This is a genomic window from Streptomyces yatensis, assembly GCF_018069625.1.
GTDB classification, from domain to species: Bacteria; Actinomycetota; Actinomycetes; order Streptomycetales; family Streptomycetaceae; genus Streptomyces; species Streptomyces yatensis.
This window is the reverse complement of the sequence record NZ_CP072941.1, coordinates 7,062,456-7,080,494: the sequence shown is the minus strand read 5'-3', so window position 1 is coordinate 7,080,494 and position 18,039 is coordinate 7,062,456. Positions and strand designations below refer to the sequence as shown.

Genomic DNA, 18,039 nt, shown 5'->3' with positions numbered 1-18,039 from the left:
CAGCACAGGGCATTCGGTCAGGTGGCCATCGCGTCAACGGCCACCATGGCTGCGTGCTCCGTGGCCATGATCGTGTTGAAGGCGCGGTCGACGCGGTCCACCGCCTCCTCCTCACGGAAGCTCCCGAGCACCGCCCAATACGTCCGGCCGACTTGGCGTGCCATCACCCATCGCGCCTGGACCCGTAAGGAGGCCGTATCGAGCAGCCCGGCCCGGAACTTGGCCGAAAGGAAAGAGATCAGCCGGTTGCAGTGCAGGATCTTCGTGTACTCCTCGTCGGGCAGCTTGCCCGGGGCTGTCCACATCGCCCGCAGCGCGGGGTTGGACAGCGCCTCGGTTATCAGCTCCTGATGTATCTCCTCGGCATGAAGGGCGAGCCGCTGCCGGTTCTGCCTCTCAGACTGCACAAGACGCGCAATGCCGAACGCGGCGGCGAGAACGACGTATGAGGTCTTCATCCCACACCTTTCGTAGGGACTTCGTGAGCCCGGCACGAGACGTCGTGCCGGGAGATTGGTGCCGCTCGGGGCACCGGGACCAATGTCGACCGAGGCCCCGAGCGGGGCACTAGACGGAGGCCGATCTGACCTGCGGGCCGTGGTCCCGCTCATCGACCAGAGCGGTTGCCCCCTTGATAGGGAGACGGCTGCAGATACGGGCGGCAGCCTCCATCGCGCCCTTGATCACCTCACGGCCGTACGAGGCTTCGCGGCGTGTCTGCCGAGAGGGGCTGGATAGGGACAGGACGGCCGCCAGGTCTCCATCGCGGCCGCACACCGCCACCGCCAGGACCAGGCCGTCCTCGTCGGCGCCCTGTACCCAGCCGCGGTGCCGTATGCGGGAGCAAGCAAGGGCATCGTCCCGAGTCTCGTGCCCCCGACTGAGCCGCCGCCATGCGAGGAAGACACGCGAGACAGGGTCTGCATTCGCTATTGCCCTGGCTGAATTGCCCTCACCGGTAGCCGTCTTGAGTCGTAGGGCCTCGGCGACGCAGATCCGCTGATCGCCATACCGCTGATGAAGACGCACACTTGCGCCAGTTGTGGCCCGCAGTGCGCTGAGTTCCCGCCGCAGTTCACGATCCGCGATGGCGTGATGCGCCGCCATTGCCAGGCGGGTCAGCCTGGGACCGATGATGTACTGGCCCTGCTGGTCGGCTTCGACCAGGCCCAGTTCCTGCATGGCGAGAACGAGCCGGTGCACCGTGGGACGCGTCAAGCCGGTTTCTGAAACCACCGCCGGGAGGCACGCCGGTCCCTTTTCCAGCACAGAGAGAATCGCGGAAATCTTGTTGAGTACGCCGACGCTGCTCGGCAGCATACTCGGAGCAGTAATCGTCATTATCTCCCTTAGCAGAATCGCGAGACAGAGTGCGGAGTGGGCCCCGGGCCAAAACTTCTGGAGCTGGTTGCTTCATCCCGTGCCGGACCGAGTAAGCCGAGCTCCCAGCCACGATGGACAAGATGTGCCAGTGTTTTGGCGCCCACCAGGGCCATCAGCTCAAGCACATCTCTGCGGATCTCATCCGCCCAGATCCCGCTGTTCGCAGCAATCCACTCCAGATCCTGACCACCCGCCAAGCCGCAGAGAACTTCGTGCTGCCCCGCACAGAGCACAATGCCCCCATCATCGATTAACTCGGGCGGGGAGATTTCCCTCAGCATGTAAGCCCTGTGCACGGCACCCGGCCTCTCAGGTGAGTGGAGCTTTGCTGCGACGTATCTCAAGCAGCGGTTCACCCTGGAGGTACACACCCCCATTTCCGTGGCCGCTTCTGCCGGAGTCATACCAATCGCAGTGAGCCGTAGGGCCTCGCGCTCACGATCAGACAGCCTCAAACGGCCTGAGGATTCGGTCACAGTGACCCTTTCCAATTGCGATACCTATGGGTGCTATGGCGGGGAAATTGACGGCTCAGGCGGCGATCTGTTCGGGCAGGTATGCAAGGTCCACGACCGTGCAACCGTGTAGGGCGACCACTTCGCGGCAGGCGAGCGTCCAAGGCAGTCGCGGGTCGTCGTACGCCACGAGCGTGAACTGCTCGGCGGTGCTGGGCACGGGCTTGACGGGATCGGGCGTGTACACGATCCCGGCCACCCCCCAGGCGGTGACGTCCTCCACCAGCACCGCCACATACCCGCTCCGTAAGGACCGGCCCCGTACCGCTTCAGCGACACAGCCACCGCACGCAGGCGGCGTGGCGGTCCTTTCTCCATCCGTGATCAGCCTGCCGACCGCCGCCTGCAGCAAGAAGACATACCGTCCATCGGATCGGTCATCAGCGGGTCGGCCGCAGTACTGACACAGCATGTGAGCCATCGCCTGCCGCTGGCGCAAAGCGTGAACACGGCCGAGCAGTGGCGCGCCGGCCCCGCGCTTGACGGGGACTCTGATCCATAGCGCGCCCCGCCGACGATCGGCGATCCCGTACTCGTCCGCGTAACCGATTCCCACGCCGCCGCGGCGGTGTCGCGTCGTGATCGCGCCCAAGGGCGCGTTTTCTCCTGTCCACGGAGCGATGTACGGCACGCGCTCAGTGCCCGCGAAGTACTGAGGCGGTCGTGGACGCCGAACGGCAGTGCTGGGGCAGTCCGGCGGCAGCCAGGGGGTCGACGGCCACTGGTCCCGACGCATGTGTTCAGTCCTTTCGGAGGTCGCTCTTCGTGGGTAAAGCCCCTCTTCGGCGGTCTTGAGACTCCGCGGGGGAACGGGAATAAGTCGCCGAAGAGGGAGTAGTGGGTTCGCGTCACGCCTGGTGTAGCCGCCGCCCCTCCCTTCCTGGCAGTTGGAGCAGGGGCGGCGGCCAGCCCCCACCAGACGTGGGTCCGGTTAGCGCGGTCAGCAAGGTGCAGTCATGGAAGCGACATGGCGACTTCTGCGCTCATCAGGCGGCGCTTTCAAGCTGGGCGGCAACCTTCGGCAGTTGCTCCAGGAGCGCGCTGGTTAGCCACCCCAGCCGACGAAGTTGGCCGACTGCCTGCCAGTAGCCACCGGGTCTCACTTCGGAGCACAAGAGGTGGGCCCACTCGATCAACTCCGCAACCGACTGTTGTTGCTGGTCTGTCGCCAGCGCGATGTTTGCGAGTTGCCGCACGGTGACACGTAGGCGCCTGTCGAGCTCATCGAGCTCATGCTCTTCAGGCGCCTGGCTGTCCAAGACGTTGGCCAAATCCTCAAGGACTTGGTGCCCATCAAGCGGGTCCCAACCCCGCAATCCGTGCAGGACACGCAACAGAGTGGAGGCTTCGGGCTCGAGCCTCGATAGCCCCCCGATCCCGCACACAACGATCACTTTGCCGCTCACCAGCGCCCCCTCTCGGCGGCGATCGAGAAGGTGCACCAAGTAGTTGCGCCTCCGTCGCTGGTTCCCCACGCGCCGTTATGTGCGGTCGTCATCCACTCGACGAGCTGGAGTCCCCGGCCGCTCTCAGCGTCGCCGTCGACACGCCGGATGACGGGCAGCCATGGCGTCTCGTCGTGGACAGAGATACGTAATAGGTCGTCATCCTGGAGGCCGATCACGAGGGTGATCTCCGTCCCGTGGCTGTGCAGGATCGCGTTCGTGACCAGCTCGGAGACAGCCAGGACCACGTCATCCGACATGTCAGCCAGCCCCCAGTGCTCCAGGCAGGCTTTGGCCAGGTACCGCATCTCCTTGACGCGGCGGGCGTCAGCCTCAGGTAGCTGGTCGCGTGGGCCACGCTTGGCGACTTCGAAGCGGACCCTCATCGCATCGCCGTTGTCCGACATCTCCGGGGTGCCAAGCGAGGAGCAGTCCTGCCTCCCCCGCTTGGTGAAGGCGTTGACGGCTGCGGGCCTCATCAAGCCAGCTCCTCGTGAGTCGGACGGATATGCCGCCGAACGCCGGAGGGGGCCGCGGTTCGTCACGCGACGCGGTCTTCCCGGCGTCCACGCACCCAGGTAACCGCTACGAATGCCCTTTTGTTGATGCCAAGTTGCACAGATGCTGCTCGCCAGAGCAGTGCCATTTTGACTATCTCTTTACCCTGGGTGTAGGCGCGCGCCCTAACGTAGGGTCATGCCGGAGACACGGAACGAACAGCTCGCGGCGTGGATGCATACGCACAAGTTGAGCGCGGAGGAGCTTGCCGACCTCGTCAATGACGCCATCGGCACGCTGACGGGGACATACGGCACTGTCAGCAAACGACACGTCTTCAAGCTGCTGAACGGCGAGGTTCGATGGCCACACGGCAAGCTGCGAATGGCTCTCCAGACAATCACAGGTCACACGGCGCCGGAGTTAGGGTTCGCCCCGAGGGGCAAGAACCCCCAAAGCCCTGCTCCGGAAGAGGACCCCGTGTATCGCCGCGCCTTCCTTGCCGCCGCCACTGCAGCAGGCGTCTCGTTGCCCAAATCGCCCGCTGGTGAACAGCGCCGTCAGCGCCTCAGCTCCAACGACGTGGAGAAATTGAAGGCGGAACTCGCAGCTTGGACCAGTGCAGAGAACCAATACGGCGGCACCCCGGGACTAGAGCGGCGCGCCGCTGACCTCACCAACGAGGTCATCTCCCTCCAGCAGGAGCACTCCGCGTCGACGCGCATTCGCTCCGAGCTGTATATCCTCGGCGCAGCCTTCTCCAACAGCGCCATGTGGGCCGCCATCGACGGACGCCGTCTGGACTCCGCCCAGATTAATCTGGACCGGACCATACGCCTCGCTGGTCTGTCCGGCGACCAGGGCACCCAGTTCCGGGTATGGAACCATGGCTCGATCCTTTTCCAGCACCTCAAGCGCCCCACCGATGCATTGGCAGCGGCCCAAAGGGCCCAGGCATCTGTCATCACCCGGCGCGACCCGCTGTTTGCCTCGCTAGCCATGGCCCGTCTCGCGGTGAACCACGCCGAGCTCGGGGACGCCAGGAACACCATGCGCTACCTGGACTTGGCGCAGAAGGCACTTGACCGCGCCGACCCGCACAGGCACCGTCCGACCTGGATCGAGTTCTACGACCAAGCTGAACTCGATCATCTCGCGATGCTTGCGCATGTCCACCTACGGCATTGGCCTGACGCTGAAAAACATGCCCACCGCAGCCTCGCGTACTTGCGGCCGGACCTGAAGCGCAATAGTGCCCTGGTGCGCGCGCACCTTGCTGTCGCGCAACTCGGCCAGAACGAGCCCGAACAGGCTGTCGCCACAGCGCAGGGCATCTCCGACGAACTGGTGAGGCACGCCCGCGTCCGCAAGCTCCTGGACCGCTTCGCCCAGCAGGTCACCGCCCTCGATCCCGATAACTCCGAGGCCCGCGACTGGCAGGCCCACTACCGAACGGTGGTCGCATGACTGAAGCTGCTGCCCTGACGCTCGTCCGTACCAGCGAGGTCGAGACGTACCGGCAACTGTTTCTTGACATCCACGTGGAGGTCCGTACCGAGGTCGGGCTCATGGAAGATCCCTTCAACGCTGTGGACCTGTTTGATGAGCGTCTGACCAGATACGCCTCCCGAGACGGATGGGAGGCCGTGATCGGCTACAACGGAGAGGAGCCAGTCGGCTACGTCTTCGGCGTGCCGCTGGGCCCTGATTCACTGTGGTGGTCCAGCATGCGGCAGCCCGCGCCAGAGGACTTCACGCAGGAGACGGGCAGCCGCACATTCGCCGTCAACGAGATCCTCGTCCGCAAGCGGTGGCGGGGTACAGCGGGGGCAGGCACTTCCCGCGTGCTGCACGAGACGCTTCTCGCCGAGCGCATGGAGAAGCGCGCGACGCTCTTGGTCGATCCCACTCGCTCCGATGGGCGGCTAAAGGCGGTATACGAGTCCTGGGGATACCAGGACGTCGGCGAGCAACAGCCCTTTTCCAACTCCCCCGTGTTCGCGACCATGGTCCGCGATCCGCTCAGTGTCCCGACCGAGACATGACCCATTCGTCAGCTGCCTGAGCTGCCGCAGCCAGCCATTACCGGTAGCGGCGCGACGGCACCATGGCTGACGTCACCAGGGTGTTCTTCTCCTCACCTTCTTCCCGAGGGTCATCAGGAGCCGGAGCCCGACGTACGCCGTCGATCTGCCGCTCGATGCCACGCAGATTCTCCTGCAGATCCATGGTCACGACGCCGTCGACGGTGACCTTCAACGGGTCGGCAAGCAGCTTCGCTCGCCGCTCCCCCAGCACCTCCAGCGCCACCGCACGAGCCGATCGCAGCCGGAAGAACCGGCGCTCCAGGTCGGCCGGGTCCGTGTCCGGTCCGAGCTGCGCCAGCAGCCACGATCGCTGGAACTCATCCACCAGCGTGCCCTTCCTCTTGTACGGGAGCGGCCCGCCACCGAGGCGTTCCCGGTGGCGGGCCGCAGCTCACGGCGACGCCGAAGCAGATCGCGAGCGGCGTGGCGGCGACTTCTTCGAACTGCCTCCGCCGGCGCCCTCCGGCTCCGGGTCGACCGTCTTCTCTGCGGTCGGGTCCGGCTCGCCGACCGCGATCGGCAGCGACCCGCGCCCCTCGGGCGGAACTTCCCACGCGTCGGGGTGGGTCACCAGGCCAGCGAGGCGCGGTTCGGGCTCCTCGCCGGGCAGGAGAATCAGCTCCTCCCGCGTGGCCGGGTCCTGCACGTACACGGCCGCTTTCAGTCGAGACACCGGCATCACAGGACCTTCGCCACGATGTGCGCGTCCGGGGTGTGCATGACCGGCATACCGACCGCCGCGCCCTTGGTGTAGATCTGCACCGGATCATCCTGGACCCCGCGGGTGATGATGATGCCCGGCGCGTCCTCGCGGATGATCTCCGGGTTCGTGCCCCGCGAGAGCACCAGCGCCTCGGCCGTCACCCCGATCTGGGTCTGGGCCCACTTCTCCCGGTCCGGCGGGATCAGGCACCACAGGTCGTCCGGCAGCACCTTGCGTGGCTTGCCGTCCACCCTCACCTGCGCCTTGTAGAAGGTGATCGGCGGCAGCGAATAGTTGCCGCGCACCACGTTGATCTGCTGCGGGGTGAGCGTCGCCGTCGGCGTCGTGGACGGGTTCACCGACCCGTAGTAGGCAGCCCGGTAGGAGTCGTTCGCCGCCAGGTAGGAGAACGCCTTCCGGCTGGTGACCACCAGCTCCGGTTCCGGCGCGCCGACGTCGTCCAGGTGCTGGATCCACCGCAGCTCATCCGCGATCGGATCCGACTCCGGGTCCCACCACGGCCGCTGCGCGACCGGCATGTTCGCCGCGGGGACGTTCCAGTCGACCTCCAGCGTCAGCCCGTTCTCCTGCACCAGCGAGAACTTCCCGTCGGCCAGCACGTCGCCAGCCGCCATCTCCAGGCGTGACTGGATCGCCTCCACGTGCCGCTCGACGTCGTCGTACAGCAGCTCGATCAGCCGGTCCTGATCCGAGCCGTGCGAGGCTTCCAGCAGGATCTGCTCCTGCTCGGAGACCATCAGCTTCTGCCCCAGCGCGGGCAGCGCCCCCTCACGGGAGGTCTGCCACGCCTCACGGGTGGCGAACGGCACGCTCGCGTTGTACGCCCGGTACTTCGCCACGTTCACGTACCGGCCCGAGTCCTTCACCCGCCACTTGACCTCCCGCAGCACCAGCGTGGGGAAGATCTTCTGTGTGAGAAGGAAGTCCTTCGGAGAAGGGATCGCCCGCGCGAACGCTGTCAGGTCGACAACGCCCACGTCTTTCAACAGGTCCTGAATCGACACAGGTCAGGCCCCGCTCACACGAACCGGATCAGCGCCGCCCGCGGGTGCCAGGTCAGCTGCGACAGGTCGATACCGCCGGGCACCTTGGACGCCTTGACCGCCCCGTGCCACAGCAGTGCGGCCGGAACCCGTGTCTGCCCCGGCGCGAACGGCGCCTCGGCGATCACGAAGCCGCGGAGCACCTGGCGGCCGCAGTGCGCCTCCGGGTCGTAGGGCCCGTACAGGCCCGACTCGGTGACCTTACCGACCGGCACACCCGAGAAGACCCGGCCGTACGGGTCGCAGCACTCCCCGCACTGGTAGTGGACTCCTTCGGTGAACAGCGGCAGGTCGAGGGTGATCGTGTCGGTCTGGTCGGTGCCGTGCAGCGACGCCAGCCACTCCCGGTTGGCGGTCAGGTACTGCGAGGACTCAACGGGCTGAATGGACATGCTCTGTCTCCATGGACGATGCGGTCGGCTTCCGCACACCGCCCTCCAGGGCAGTGCCGTCCACGGGGAGAAGGGGCGTGGTCCCCTGTGCGTGCTTCCGATCAGCTCGTGGCGTCGCTGAACTCGGGTATCAGGCCACGGCGACGGGCCATCTCCAGCCCAGCGGTGCCCGGCTTCTGCGGGGGCGCTGTCCGCGACGGGCCTCGTCCGGCCGGAGCGCCCGCCGGGGCCGCTGGCACCAGACTCCGCACCTCGCCGAACAACTCCGGCCGCCGCGAGCGCAGGGCCTCGGCCGCCGCCTGGATCTGCGCCTCGTCGGCATCCTCGTCATCGACAGCCAGCAGCCGCTCAGCATCGGTAAGGTCGTCGCCTTCCGCGCCCAGCGCCACCAGCGCCGCCCGGCGAATCGCCTCACGCTCCCGCTCGGCGGCCAGCTCCTCACGTCGTGCGGCCTGCAACTCCCGCTCGGCCGCCGCCCGCTCCCGACGCTCGACTTCCGACAGCGCGGCCTGCTCAGCCTCCCGCTGCACGGTGACGAACTCCGTCAGGGCCTTCGGCGTATCGAACCTCAGAGTCGAGAGCAGCCGCTTGATCGCAGCACGTTCCCCCTGAGCCTTTTCCCGCGTGAGCATCTTGCCCAAGCGGTCCTGGGTGACGGTGACCTGCTGTTCCTGGCCGCCTTCCTCGGCGTCGTCCAGGCGGTCGTTCACCTCGTCCTCAGACGAGGCCCCGAGAATCGGAAAGATTGGCCGCCCGTCACGGCGAAAACCGACAGGGTGGCGCGGCGGCAGGGGCCGGACCATACAACTCCTCCAGGTGCGCGCCCCACGCTGTCGATCAGTCTAGCCATGGCCGCCGACAGCACTACCGCTTACCGTCCGACGACTAAGTCCTGTCGTCAAACTTCCGTCTACCCCACGACGCCTGGCGTTCGATCGCTCGCTAGGTCAGCCGTGTGCCCGATGCGGCGCCACAGGACCGTAGACGGAGGGCCTAACGTCATGCGGCAGGTGCAGCGCAGGGCAGTCCGGCTCATGTTGGATGAGACTGCAGCCGGTGCGGAGCCGGGAGGATGCACCCCCTTCCGTGAACAGGACTTCAGGAGGATACGTCTCGAACGGATCGCCGCCATAGTCGATAACGGCTGTTCCGTGATGATCGAGGCAGGTCCAGTCGATCTCCAGCCGCCAGCCAACCTCTTCAGCACCCACCGCCGGCTCGATCCAGAGTTGCTCCGGATCGACGGAACTGATCGTCAGGGGAAAATCCACCCCCTCGGGCCTTAACTCCGGTTGGCCCGCCTCAAGGTCGAGGGAGAACTTCCTCGGCTCCAGAGGGCCGCGAATGTGGGCTCGATAGCACGCCCGTCGTGGTTGGCGGCGAGAAACGATCACGGACCGGGCCCGGTGCAGGATCACCGCTCGCGTGGTCCGCGCCTGCAGCGTCACTACGTACACGCTGCCGCTCGGCGCCATGGGACGGGGCGGGGAGGCGTCCACGACGAGGTCCGCGTGCCACTCGCGTGGGTGGATTTCCACGCCGACGACGATCGGGTTCTCCATGTCGCCGACATCGTCGCCCACGGTCGGGTGAACGTGAACGCCGCCGGCGATGCTGCCCGCTTGAATCAAGTTCCGATGCGTTCCACCAACCACGCTGTTGTCGGTACTCCGCGGCCCGCCCTGCTGGGTGACGCTCGGGACCCGCCGACGTTCCTCACCGGACAACGTCACCGGGACCCCGTGCAGCTTCTCCAGTACTTGACGCCCGACCTCGGCTGCCCGCACGAGGTCGTCTGGGAGATCGAGCGCGGCACGCCCGGCATGGTAGACGGACTTCCGCAAGGACCGAAGCTCCGGCACCATCTCCTCTGCGGTCGACCTGTCGATCTTCGGGAACGCATGCGGCCACGTCACCGCCGAGGGAGTCAACACGCTTGCGAGAGACCCGATTCCCATGCTCAAGGCACCGAGGATATTCGTGGTGTAGTCGTCCAGGAAATCGACCAGTTCGGAGAGTTCGGCCGGACTGAGCGTCGTCTTGGGCGGGAAATCCGACATCACACCTCACAGCTGCCTTTGCGGCCCACGCAAGTGGCTTTGCGCCCGGGGTGTAACGTCACCCCAGTCATGTAGGGGGTTCCTCGTCAACTTGTTGCGACAGTAGTCAACTTGGGTCAAGAAGATGAGGAGCGACTGAAGCACGTCCGCACCTTCCCGGCCAACCGCGCTGGTTCCCCTAGGAGTTGTTGCCGCATCTTACGCCCACATCAGGAGCGAGGCGAGGGTGACAGCTGTCTGGTAGGACTCGGGCGTCTTGTTATATCGGGTCGCGGTACCGCGCCCTTGCTTGAGCCGGTTGAAACTCCGCGAGGTGGTTCTTGCCGGTCAGGCCGCCTCTGGAACGTCGGAGGGGGCTGCGCCCCTTTCTTCGGGCCCCGGCAGCGTGCTGATGGCCACGCACCACGGTGGAGTCGACCGAGACCAGCCATTCAAGGTCGCCAGCCCCGTCCGCCTGTACTTGGGTGGCCCGGAGCATCCGTTTGAAGGTGCTTGGCCCAGTGCCAGAACCGAGTGTGAAGCGTGGCCCACGACCCGAACCGCTCGAGCACGTCCCGCCAGGCCGTACGCGTACGGAACTTCCACACGATTCCGTTAAGAAGCCTCCGGTCGCCCAGCCGCTTACGCCCATGCAATGAGGTTGGCAACAGCGGCCGAACGAACTCCCGCTAGGCAGCGGACAATTCGTGACGCTGTATTACCCAACTGCGGTCCGTCGCGCAAGATCGCCCTTTGGCGACAAAGCCTGGTGCCGCCCGCTGGCAGACGCGAACCCGAATGGCACAGGCCGCCCGCCGCTGCTCCTCGACGGCTCTCCGCCTCCACCGGCGTCGCGCCTCGGCTCCTCCCCGTCCCCCGACTCTTCATCCACATCCCCGCGGCGGGCCACTGCCTCCGCCATCCGTGCTGCTGCCTCCTCCTGAGCCTTCGCGCGGATGCGCTCCACTTCCTCCACCGCATCCTTGATCGGGTAGCCCGCTTCAACCAACATCGCCACCGCCGTCTCCAACGACAGCACCCCGCCCCCGTACGCCTTGACGACCTCCTCCAACACCGCCCCTCGGTCCGTCGGAGATCTCCAATGAGGCGTTCCAAGGCGACGTCGCCGTCATCTTCGCCCACGCCGCCCGCGACACCGAAAACACGTGGGTCGTCGGGGCACAGACCGGGCCCCACTGCCCCCTGCTCGGCTAGATCCGCACTGTCGGCCGGGGCCAGGAGCACGCCGCCGACGCCGCCCTTAAGTGGGTCCGGGGCCACTGCGCCGACCGCGAACTGGAGATCCTTCGGATCCAGAACCTGAGCGATCAGTACCCGGAGGACCAGCGGCCGCACTTCGCGCTGCTCCGCTTCTTCATCGCCCGACCGGATGGGCCGGACGTGTCCCAATGGGGCCCGTCCGCCGGCCCCAGCACCCGCCCCGGCAGCTCACGAGGCCGCGCCGATAGGCGCGCTTCACGACGATCCCGGAAGGCCGCGTAGTCACCTGCGGACATCACCTGGGCCACTGGTGGGCCGTTCGGGCCACTGTAGGGCCACTTGATCTTGCTCTAAACGGATGAACGGGAGTCCCCGCGTCGGCGCGGCGACTCCCGTTCCTATGTCTGCGCAGGTCAGGATGGGTCTGCCCGCGTAGTGCCCTGGTGGGGCGGGTGGGACTCGAACCCACGGCCGACGGATTATGAGTCCGCTGCTCTAACCGGCTGAGCTACCGCCCCGTAACGGCGCGTCGTACACATCCGCGCGCGCCGTCTGCCGCAGCATAGCCGCTCATACGATCTGCTGCTTCGAAGGGCCGGTGGTGGGAGCCCCCCTGGCTTCGATCATGGCGTAGATCACGTCCACAGGGGCCCGGAAATGAAAAAGGACCCCTCGAGGGGTCCTCCTCACTGCTCCCCCGACTGGACTCGAACCAGTAACCCTCCGGTTAACAGCCGAATGCTCTGCCAATTGAGCTACAGGGGACCGAGCTCCCCCGACTGGACTCGAACCAGTAACCTGCCGGTTAACAGCCGGCTGCTCTGCCAATTGAGCTACAGGGGATTGCTCCGTGTGCCGCGACCGTGACCCCGCCCGGGGCTCCCGGACGGCGTGCGCTCGCTGCGACACATACATTAGCGCAAGCAGGGGGGTGCTCCGCCAATCGGTTCGCCGCGTCCGCCCTCGGGCGATCCGCGGCCGATCCAGGGATGATCTTCTACGTGATCGTGGGTGATCTGCGGCGCGGGCGGGTAGGCGCGCAGCACGACCCCGGGGTCCGGACGTGAAGGACAGCGAGAAGGGCAGGTCGATGCGCTACCGGCTGACGTTCATCACTGGGATGGCTGTGGGTTACGTGCTGGGCACGCGAGCAGGCCATGAGCGGTACGAGCAGTTGCGCGCCTGTGCGCAGAAGTTCGCGCGGAATCCAGCCGTCCGCAATACCGCCGAGTCGGCCGCGCAAGGAGGCCGAGTGGCCGCCGTGCGCGCGCTGGACAAGGTCCGGCCACTGCGCGAGAAGATCGGGCAGCGCGACGCCCGCGCGGTGGGCGAGGACGACTGGGGCACCAGCAACACCTGACCGCGGCGGTGGCATGATCTGATCCATGGGGATAGTCGCCGGGTTGGACAGTTCGTCCGAGAGCACACGAATCGTCGTCTGTGACACCGATACGGGTGCCGTGATCAAACAGGGGTACGCCCCGCACCCGGTCGGCGGCAGCGGCGATGTGGATCCGCAGGCGTGGCTGATGTCCCTCGGCGAGGCCGCCGAGGGCGGGCTGCTCGAAGGGGTCCAGGCCATCGGCGTCTCGGCGCAGCAGCACGGGCTGCTGGCGCTGGACGCGGGCGGGGTGCTGGTGCGCCCCGCGCTGATGGGCAACGACAAGCGCGCCCAGTCCGCGGCCGCCGACCTCACCGAGGCGCTCGGCGGCCGCACCGCGTGGGCCCAGGCGGTCGGCGCCGTGCCGACCGCCTCCCAGCCGGTGGCCAAGCTGCGCTGGCTGGCGCGGAGCGAGCCGGACTCGGCGCACCGCGTGGCCGAGCTGATGCAGCCGCACGACTGGCTGGTCTGGCAGCTGCTGGGGCGGCCGGTGCGGCGGACGACCGACCGCGGCACGGCCTCCAGCAGCGGCTACTGGTCGGCGGCGAACGGGTCCTGGCGCCCGGACCTGGTCCAGCTGGCCCTCGGTCACCAGGTGCGGCTGCCGGAGGTCATCGGCCCGGCCGACGCCGCCGGGCACACCCCCGAGGGGCTGCTGATCTCCGCCGGTACGGGCGAGACCATGGCCGCCGCCTTCGGGCTCGGGGTCGGGGCCGGCGACGCGGTGATCTCCCTGGGGGCCTCCGGCTCGGTCTTCTCCATCCACCACGAGGCGCTGGCCGATCCGACCGGCACGATCCTCTCGTACGCGGACGCCACCGGGATGCATCTGCCGGTGGTGCATACGCTCAACGCGGTACGGACGCTGCGCGGTACGGCGGAGCTGCTCGGTACGGATCTCGACGGGCTCTCCGCGCTCGCGATGAAGTCCACCCCGGGGTCGTACGGACTGGTGCTGCTGCCCTATTTGGAGGGTGAGCGGACCCCACATCTGCCGCATACGGCCGGCACGCTGACCGGGCTGCGGCGCGAGTCGATGAAGCCCGAACATCTGGCGCGGGCCTCGTTCGAGGGCATGCTGTGCGGGCTCGCGGACGCGCTGGACGTGCTGCGCGGGCGCGGCGTCCAGGTGCGGCGCGTCTTCCTGCTCGGGCCCGCGGCCGATCTGCAGGCCGTCCGCGCGATCGCGCCCGCGCTGCTGGGGGTGCAGGTCGTGGTGCCCCAGCCCGCCGACTACGCCGCCCTGGGCGCGGCCCGCCAGGCCGCGTGGGCGCTGGGCGTCTCGCACGGCACCCAGTCCCCGCACGAGCCGCCGCGCTGGCCGGCCGCGGCGAGCCAGGTCTTCGAACCGGGCGAGGAGCTGCCGGTGGGACAGGCGGTGCGGCAGCAGTACGTGGCGGTGCGCGAGCAGACCCACCCCGGGGCCTTCGAGCCCGGAGCCGTCGGGCCCGGAGCCATCGAGACGGGAGTCCAGGAGACCGTCGGCCATGCGGCAGGCAGTGGGTTCGAGACCGGCGGGTACGAGGCCGGGGGGTTCGAGTCCGGTGCGTACGAGACCGGTGGGTACGAGTCCGGGGGCGGTCATGACCATGGGGCGCCCGGAGGTTACGGGGCCATGTGAGGCCCGGGCCCTGGAGTCTCGGGACGCGGGGCCGGTGCCCGGATCGCTAGTCCAGATAGCCGCGGAGCTGATCGGCGAAGGCGTGGTCGCGGAGCTTGTTGAGCGTCTTCGACTCGATCTGACGGATCCGCTCCCGCGTCACCCCGAAGATCCGGCCGATCTCCTCCAGCGTGCGGGGGCGGCCGTCGGCCAGTCCGTACCGCAGCTGCACCACCTTGCGTTCGCGCTCGCCGAGCGTCGACAGCACGGCCTCCAGGTGCTCGCGGAGCAGCAGGAATGCCGCGGACTCCACGGGTGAGGCCGCGTCGCCGTCCTCGATGAGGTCACCGAGGGCCACATCGTCCTCCTCGCCCACCGGCGCGTGGAGCGAGACCGGCTCCTGGGCCAGCCGCAGCACCTCGCTCACCCGCTCCGGGAGGAGGTCGAGATGGGCGGCGACCTCCTCGGGGGTGGGTTCGTAGCCGCGCTCCTGGAGCATCCGGCGCTGGACCCGGACCACCCGGTTGATCAGCTCGACGACGTGCACCGGGACCCGGATCGTCCGGGCCTGGTCGGCCAGGGCGCGGGACATGGCCTGACGGATCCACCACGTGGCGTACGTCGAGAACTTGTACCCGCGGGCGTAGTCGAACTTCTCGACCGCGCGGATCAGGCCGAGATTGCCCTCCTGGACCAGGTCGAGCATGGTCAGGCCGCGGCCGATATAGCGCTTGGCGACGGAGACGACGAGGCGGAGGTTGGCCTCGATCAGGCGGCGCTTGGCCATCCGGCCCAGGACCACCAACCGGTCGAGGTCCACGGCGAGTTGGGAGTCGAGGTCGGGGGTGTTGCCGAGCTTCTCCTCGGCGAAGAGGCCCGCCTCGACCCGGCGGGCCAGCTCGACCTCCTCGACCGCGGAGAGCAGCGGTATCCGCCCGATCTCGCGGAGGTACTGGCGGAAGAGGTCGGCGGAGGGGCCACTGGTGTCGGCGCGGGCGGGCGGCTCGATCGGTTCGATCGGTTCGACGGGCTCTACGACGGTATCGGCGCTCTCGACGGGCTCGACCGGCTCGACGGATTCCGCTTCGGGGCCGGAGTCGGGAGCGGAGTCGGAATCGGAGTTGGAGTCGGGGCCGGCGGCCAGGTCGGCCATGGCGTCCGGTGCGGCGTCCTGGTCGCTCTCCGGTGCACCCTCCGGGGCGAGGTCCGCCGGGTCCTCGGGCACGGCCGGCGCTACCGGTGCGACGCCGGGCGGGCGGGCGGACACGGGGTGCGGCGAGGCCGCGAGGGCCGCGTCGGTGAGGGTCTGGGTCTGCACGGGGGCGACCTCCAGGGTGATCGCTGCTGAGGGGGCAGAACGATCGGGCACGGCACGGCGGCCGCGCCGCCGTCCGTCCCGTACATCATGAGCGGATCTGCGGGGGATTCCGGCCCTACCTGACCAACACCGCCGCGCTCCGAGGACTCAGGCACCGCACCCCAGTGTGGAGTACGACACAGGCCCGCCACGAGGGGCGTGCGAGCACTTTTTGCTCAGCGGCCCGTGACCGTACGACTACCCGGCGGCTACAGCGCCCCCTCCGGCCCGCCCGCCGAGCCATGAACGGGCTGGCCGGAACCCATCCATCGGCCCCCTGCCGCCCTCACCGACCTCGCTGCGCCGAGCGCCCGCTCGGCCTACAGGGCCGCCGCGCCCCGGTCCCGGAGGGACTGGCCGTACTGCTGCAGCACCCACAGCTCGTTCTGCACGGCGGCGAGATGGGCGGGGTCCGCATGCTGCCCCAGGCGCTGGAGGGCGCCCCGCACCTCGGTCACGCGCTGATTCACCGCGGCCAGCCGGACGGCCACCAACTGCACGCCCGCGTACACCTCGTCCGGGTCGCGGCGGGTGTGCGGCGGCTCGACGGCGAGCTCGGTGACCATCGCCCGGACCGTGTCGTCGGGCGCCACCTCCCGGACCCGGGCGAGATAGTCGGCGTCCGCGGCGGCCGTACCGCCCGCGTCCTCGATGGCGCGGCGCACCGCCGCGTACGGCGGGGCGGTGAACTCGTCGATGCCGTAGGCGTCGAAGGCCGGGGAGACCAGGTCCGGATGCTGAAGCGCCAGCTTGAGCAGCTCGCGCTCGACGCGGTGGGCGGGGCTGCGCAGATTCAGCGCGGGACCGCGCGGGACCGGCGGCGCGCCGCCGGCACCAGGGCCGCCGCCGGGCCCGCCATGGCCACCTTGCCCGCCCTGCCCACCTGGGCCGCCATGGCCGCCGCCCCGCTGGTCACCGCGGCCGCCGCCGTACCGGGACCCGCCCAGGCCGCCGCCGCGCTGATCGCCGCGGCCACCGTGCTCGGGGCCGCCCGGGCCGCCGTTCTGCCTGCTGCGGGCCAGCCCGCGCACCCGGCGGATGATCGACTGCTCCTCCGCCTGGGTGGCGATGCCGACCATCCCGATCAGCCGGATCGCATAGCGGTCCCGCAGCCCGGGGTTCTTGATCGCCGCGACGACCGGCACCGCCTCGTCGACGGCGGCGATGCGCCCCTCCTCGGTGTCCAGGTTGTACCGGGAGACGATCGACTTCAGCGCGAAGGCGAACAGCGGCGTACGGCTGTCGACCAGGGACGCCACGGCCTCGTCGCCGCGGGCCAGGCGCAGTTCGCACGGGTCCATCCCGTCGGGCGTGATCGCGATGGAGGTCTCGGCGGCGAACCGCTGGTCGTCCTCGAAGGCGCGCAGGGCCGCCTTCTGCCCGGCCGCGTCGCCGTCGAAGGTGAAGACGACCTCCGCGCCCGCGTTGTCCATAAGGAGCCGTCGGAGGATCTTGATGTGGTCGCCGCCGAAGGCGGTACCGCAGGTGGCGATGGCGGTGGTGACCCCCGCGAGATGGCAGGCCATGACGTCCGTATAGCCCTCGACCACCACCGCGCGGCTGGCCTTGGCGATGTCCTTCTTGGCGAGGTCGATGCCGTAGAGGACCTGGGACTTGCGGTAGAGCGGGGTCTCGGGGGTGTTGAGGTACTTCGGGCCGTTGTCGTCGTCGCGCAGCTTGCGGGCGCCGAAGCCGACGACCTCGCCGGAGATGTCCCGGATCGGCCACATCAGGCGGCCCCGGAAGCGGTCGATGGGGCCGCGCCGGCCCTCCTGGACGAGCCCGGAGAGGATCAGCTCCTTGTCGGTGAAGCCGCGGCCGCGCAGAAAGCGGACGAGGTGGTCCCAGCCGGCCGGGCTGTAGCCGACGCCGAAGTGCTGCGCGGCGGCCTGGTCGAAGCCGCGCTCGGCCAGGAAGGTGCGGCCGATCTCCGCCTCGGGGCGCTCCAGCTGCTCCACATAGAACTGCGCGGCCGCCTTATGGGCCTCGACCAGCCGGGTGCGCTCCCCCTGCTGGCGGCCGGGGGTGTAGCCGCCCTCCTCGTAGCGCAGGGTGATGCCGGCCTGGGAGGCCAGCCGCTCGATCGTCTCGGCGAAGGAGAGGTGGTCGATCTTCATGACGAAGTCGACGGTGTCGCCGCCCGCCTGGCAGCCGAAGCAGTAGTAGAGCCCCTTGCTGGGGCTGACCTGGAAGGACGGGGACTTCTCGTCATGGAAGGGGCACAGGCCCTTGAGATTGCCACCCCCCGCGTTGCGCAGCTGGAGGTATTCGGACACGACGGCGTCGATCGGGACCGCTGCCCGCACCGCCTTCACGTCGTCATCGTTGATCCTGCCTGCCACGCCCGAATTCTA

18 protein-coding genes and 3 tRNA genes are annotated in these 18,039 nt (G+C 68.4%); 4 read left to right on the top strand and 17 right to left on the bottom strand.

All coding sequences use genetic code 11. The features are described from left to right. Positions 1-17 precede the first annotated feature (17 nt). The 5 genes from J8403_RS29300 to J8403_RS29280 form a co-directional block, all read right to left on the bottom strand. Positions 18-458, bottom strand: coding sequence for a DUF6082 family protein (locus J8403_RS29300; RefSeq protein WP_211125779.1), 441 nt, complete (start codon positions 456-458; stop codon positions 18-20). A 109-nt stretch (positions 459-567) separates the two neighbouring features. After that, entirely contained in the window at positions 568-1,320 is a 753-nt protein-coding gene (locus J8403_RS29295) for a helix-turn-helix domain-containing protein (RefSeq protein WP_211125778.1), read from the bottom strand. Between the two features lie 594 nt (positions 1,321-1,914). Then, on the bottom strand, positions 1,915-2,133 hold the full coding sequence (locus tag J8403_RS29290; RefSeq protein ID WP_211125777.1) for a hypothetical protein: 219 nt from the start codon (positions 2,131-2,133) through the stop codon (positions 1,915-1,917). A 751-nt stretch (positions 2,134-2,884) separates the two neighbouring features. Then, the gene (locus J8403_RS29285; protein ID WP_211125776.1) at positions 2,885-3,304 is read right to left on the bottom strand and encodes a DUF6415 family natural product biosynthesis protein; all 420 of its coding nucleotides are present in this window, start codon (positions 3,302-3,304) and stop codon (positions 2,885-2,887) included. Then, positions 3,301-3,822 (bottom strand): ATP-binding protein, encoded by a 522-nt coding sequence (locus J8403_RS29280; protein ID WP_211125775.1) that lies wholly within the window; start codon positions 3,820-3,822, stop codon positions 3,301-3,303. Before J8403_RS29280 ends, J8403_RS29285 begins: the two co-directional genes overlap by 4 nt. 217 nt (positions 3,823-4,039) lie before the next feature. On the opposite strand from J8403_RS29280, the gene J8403_RS29275 reads away from it, so the two are divergent. Beyond that, complete coding sequence (locus tag J8403_RS29275) at positions 4,040-5,308, top strand: NsdA family TPR-like regulatory protein (protein ID WP_246586042.1); 1,269 nt, start codon at positions 4,040-4,042, stop codon at positions 5,306-5,308. Further along, complete coding sequence (locus J8403_RS29270; protein WP_211125774.1) at positions 5,305-5,886, top strand: N-acetyltransferase; 582 nt, start codon at positions 5,305-5,307, stop codon at positions 5,884-5,886. The genes J8403_RS29275 and J8403_RS29270 overlap by 4 nt, the downstream gene beginning before the upstream one ends. Positions 5,887-5,923: 37 nt before the next feature. Here the strand turns inward: J8403_RS29270 and J8403_RS29265 are convergent, their stop codons facing one another. The 10 genes from J8403_RS29265 to J8403_RS29210 all read right to left on the bottom strand — a co-directional run bounded on the left by J8403_RS29265 (position 5,924) and on the right by J8403_RS29210 (position 12,190). Beyond that, the gene (locus J8403_RS29265; RefSeq protein WP_211125773.1) at positions 5,924-6,253 is read right to left on the bottom strand and encodes a hypothetical protein; all 330 of its coding nucleotides are present in this window, start codon (positions 6,251-6,253) and stop codon (positions 5,924-5,926) included. Positions 6,254-6,319: 66 nt separating this feature from the next. Further along, positions 6,320-6,601: a hypothetical protein gene (locus tag J8403_RS29260; protein ID WP_211125772.1), complete on the bottom strand. Its 282-nt coding sequence runs from the start codon at positions 6,599-6,601 to the stop codon at positions 6,320-6,322. 5 nt (positions 6,602-6,606) lie between these two features. Then, positions 6,607-7,629 carry a major capsid protein gene (locus tag J8403_RS29255; RefSeq protein WP_246586041.1) on the bottom strand — a complete coding sequence of 341 codons (1,023 nt, stop codon included), beginning with the start codon at positions 7,627-7,629 and terminating at the stop codon, positions 6,607-6,609. A 41-nt stretch (positions 7,630-7,670) separates the two neighbouring features. Further along, positions 7,671-8,087 (bottom strand): head decoration protein, encoded by a 417-nt coding sequence (locus J8403_RS29250; RefSeq protein ID WP_211125770.1) that lies wholly within the window; start codon positions 8,085-8,087, stop codon positions 7,671-7,673. Positions 8,088-8,188: 101 nt separating this feature from the next. Then, positions 8,189-8,797, bottom strand: coding sequence for a hypothetical protein (locus J8403_RS29245; RefSeq protein WP_211125769.1), 609 nt, complete (start codon positions 8,795-8,797; stop codon positions 8,189-8,191). Positions 8,798-9,034: 237 nt separating this feature from the next. Next, entirely contained in the window at positions 9,035-10,147 is a 1,113-nt protein-coding gene (locus J8403_RS29240; RefSeq protein WP_211125768.1) for a hypothetical protein, read from the bottom strand. 431 nt (positions 10,148-10,578) lie between these two features. Further along, complete coding sequence (locus J8403_RS44795) at positions 10,579-10,797, bottom strand: transposase (protein ID WP_425519907.1); 219 nt, start codon at positions 10,795-10,797, stop codon at positions 10,579-10,581. Between the two features lie 991 nt (positions 10,798-11,788). Beyond that, positions 11,789-11,865: transfer RNA gene (locus tag J8403_RS29220), tRNA-Ile, on the bottom strand. Positions 11,866-12,039: 174 nt separating this feature from the next. Then, positions 12,040-12,112 (bottom strand) — tRNA-Asn (locus J8403_RS29215). 5 nt (positions 12,113-12,117) lie between these two features. Beyond that, positions 12,118-12,190: transfer RNA gene (locus J8403_RS29210), tRNA-Asn, on the bottom strand. 247 nt (positions 12,191-12,437) lie between these two features. On the opposite strand from J8403_RS29210, the gene J8403_RS29205 reads away from it, so the two are divergent. Continuing rightward, positions 12,438-12,707 (top strand): YtxH domain-containing protein, encoded by a 270-nt coding sequence (locus J8403_RS29205; protein ID WP_211128486.1) that lies wholly within the window; start codon positions 12,438-12,440, stop codon positions 12,705-12,707. A 25-nt stretch (positions 12,708-12,732) separates the two neighbouring features. After that, positions 12,733-14,349, top strand: a complete 1,617-nt coding sequence (locus tag J8403_RS29200; protein ID WP_211125766.1) for an FGGY family carbohydrate kinase — start codon at positions 12,733-12,735, stop codon at positions 14,347-14,349. Positions 14,350-14,395: 46 nt separating this feature from the next. Here the strand turns inward: J8403_RS29200 and J8403_RS44415 are convergent, their stop codons facing one another. Together J8403_RS44415 and dnaG are read right to left on the bottom strand one after the other, a co-directional pair. Further along, entirely contained in the window at positions 14,396-15,646 is a 1,251-nt protein-coding gene (locus J8403_RS44415) for an RNA polymerase sigma factor (protein ID WP_211125765.1), read from the bottom strand. A gap of 359 nt (positions 15,647-16,005) precedes the next feature. After that, on the bottom strand, positions 16,006-18,027 hold the full coding sequence (gene dnaG / locus J8403_RS29190; protein ID WP_211125764.1) for a DNA primase: 2,022 nt from the start codon (positions 18,025-18,027) through the stop codon (positions 16,006-16,008). Between the last annotated feature and the right edge of the window lie 12 nt (positions 18,028-18,039).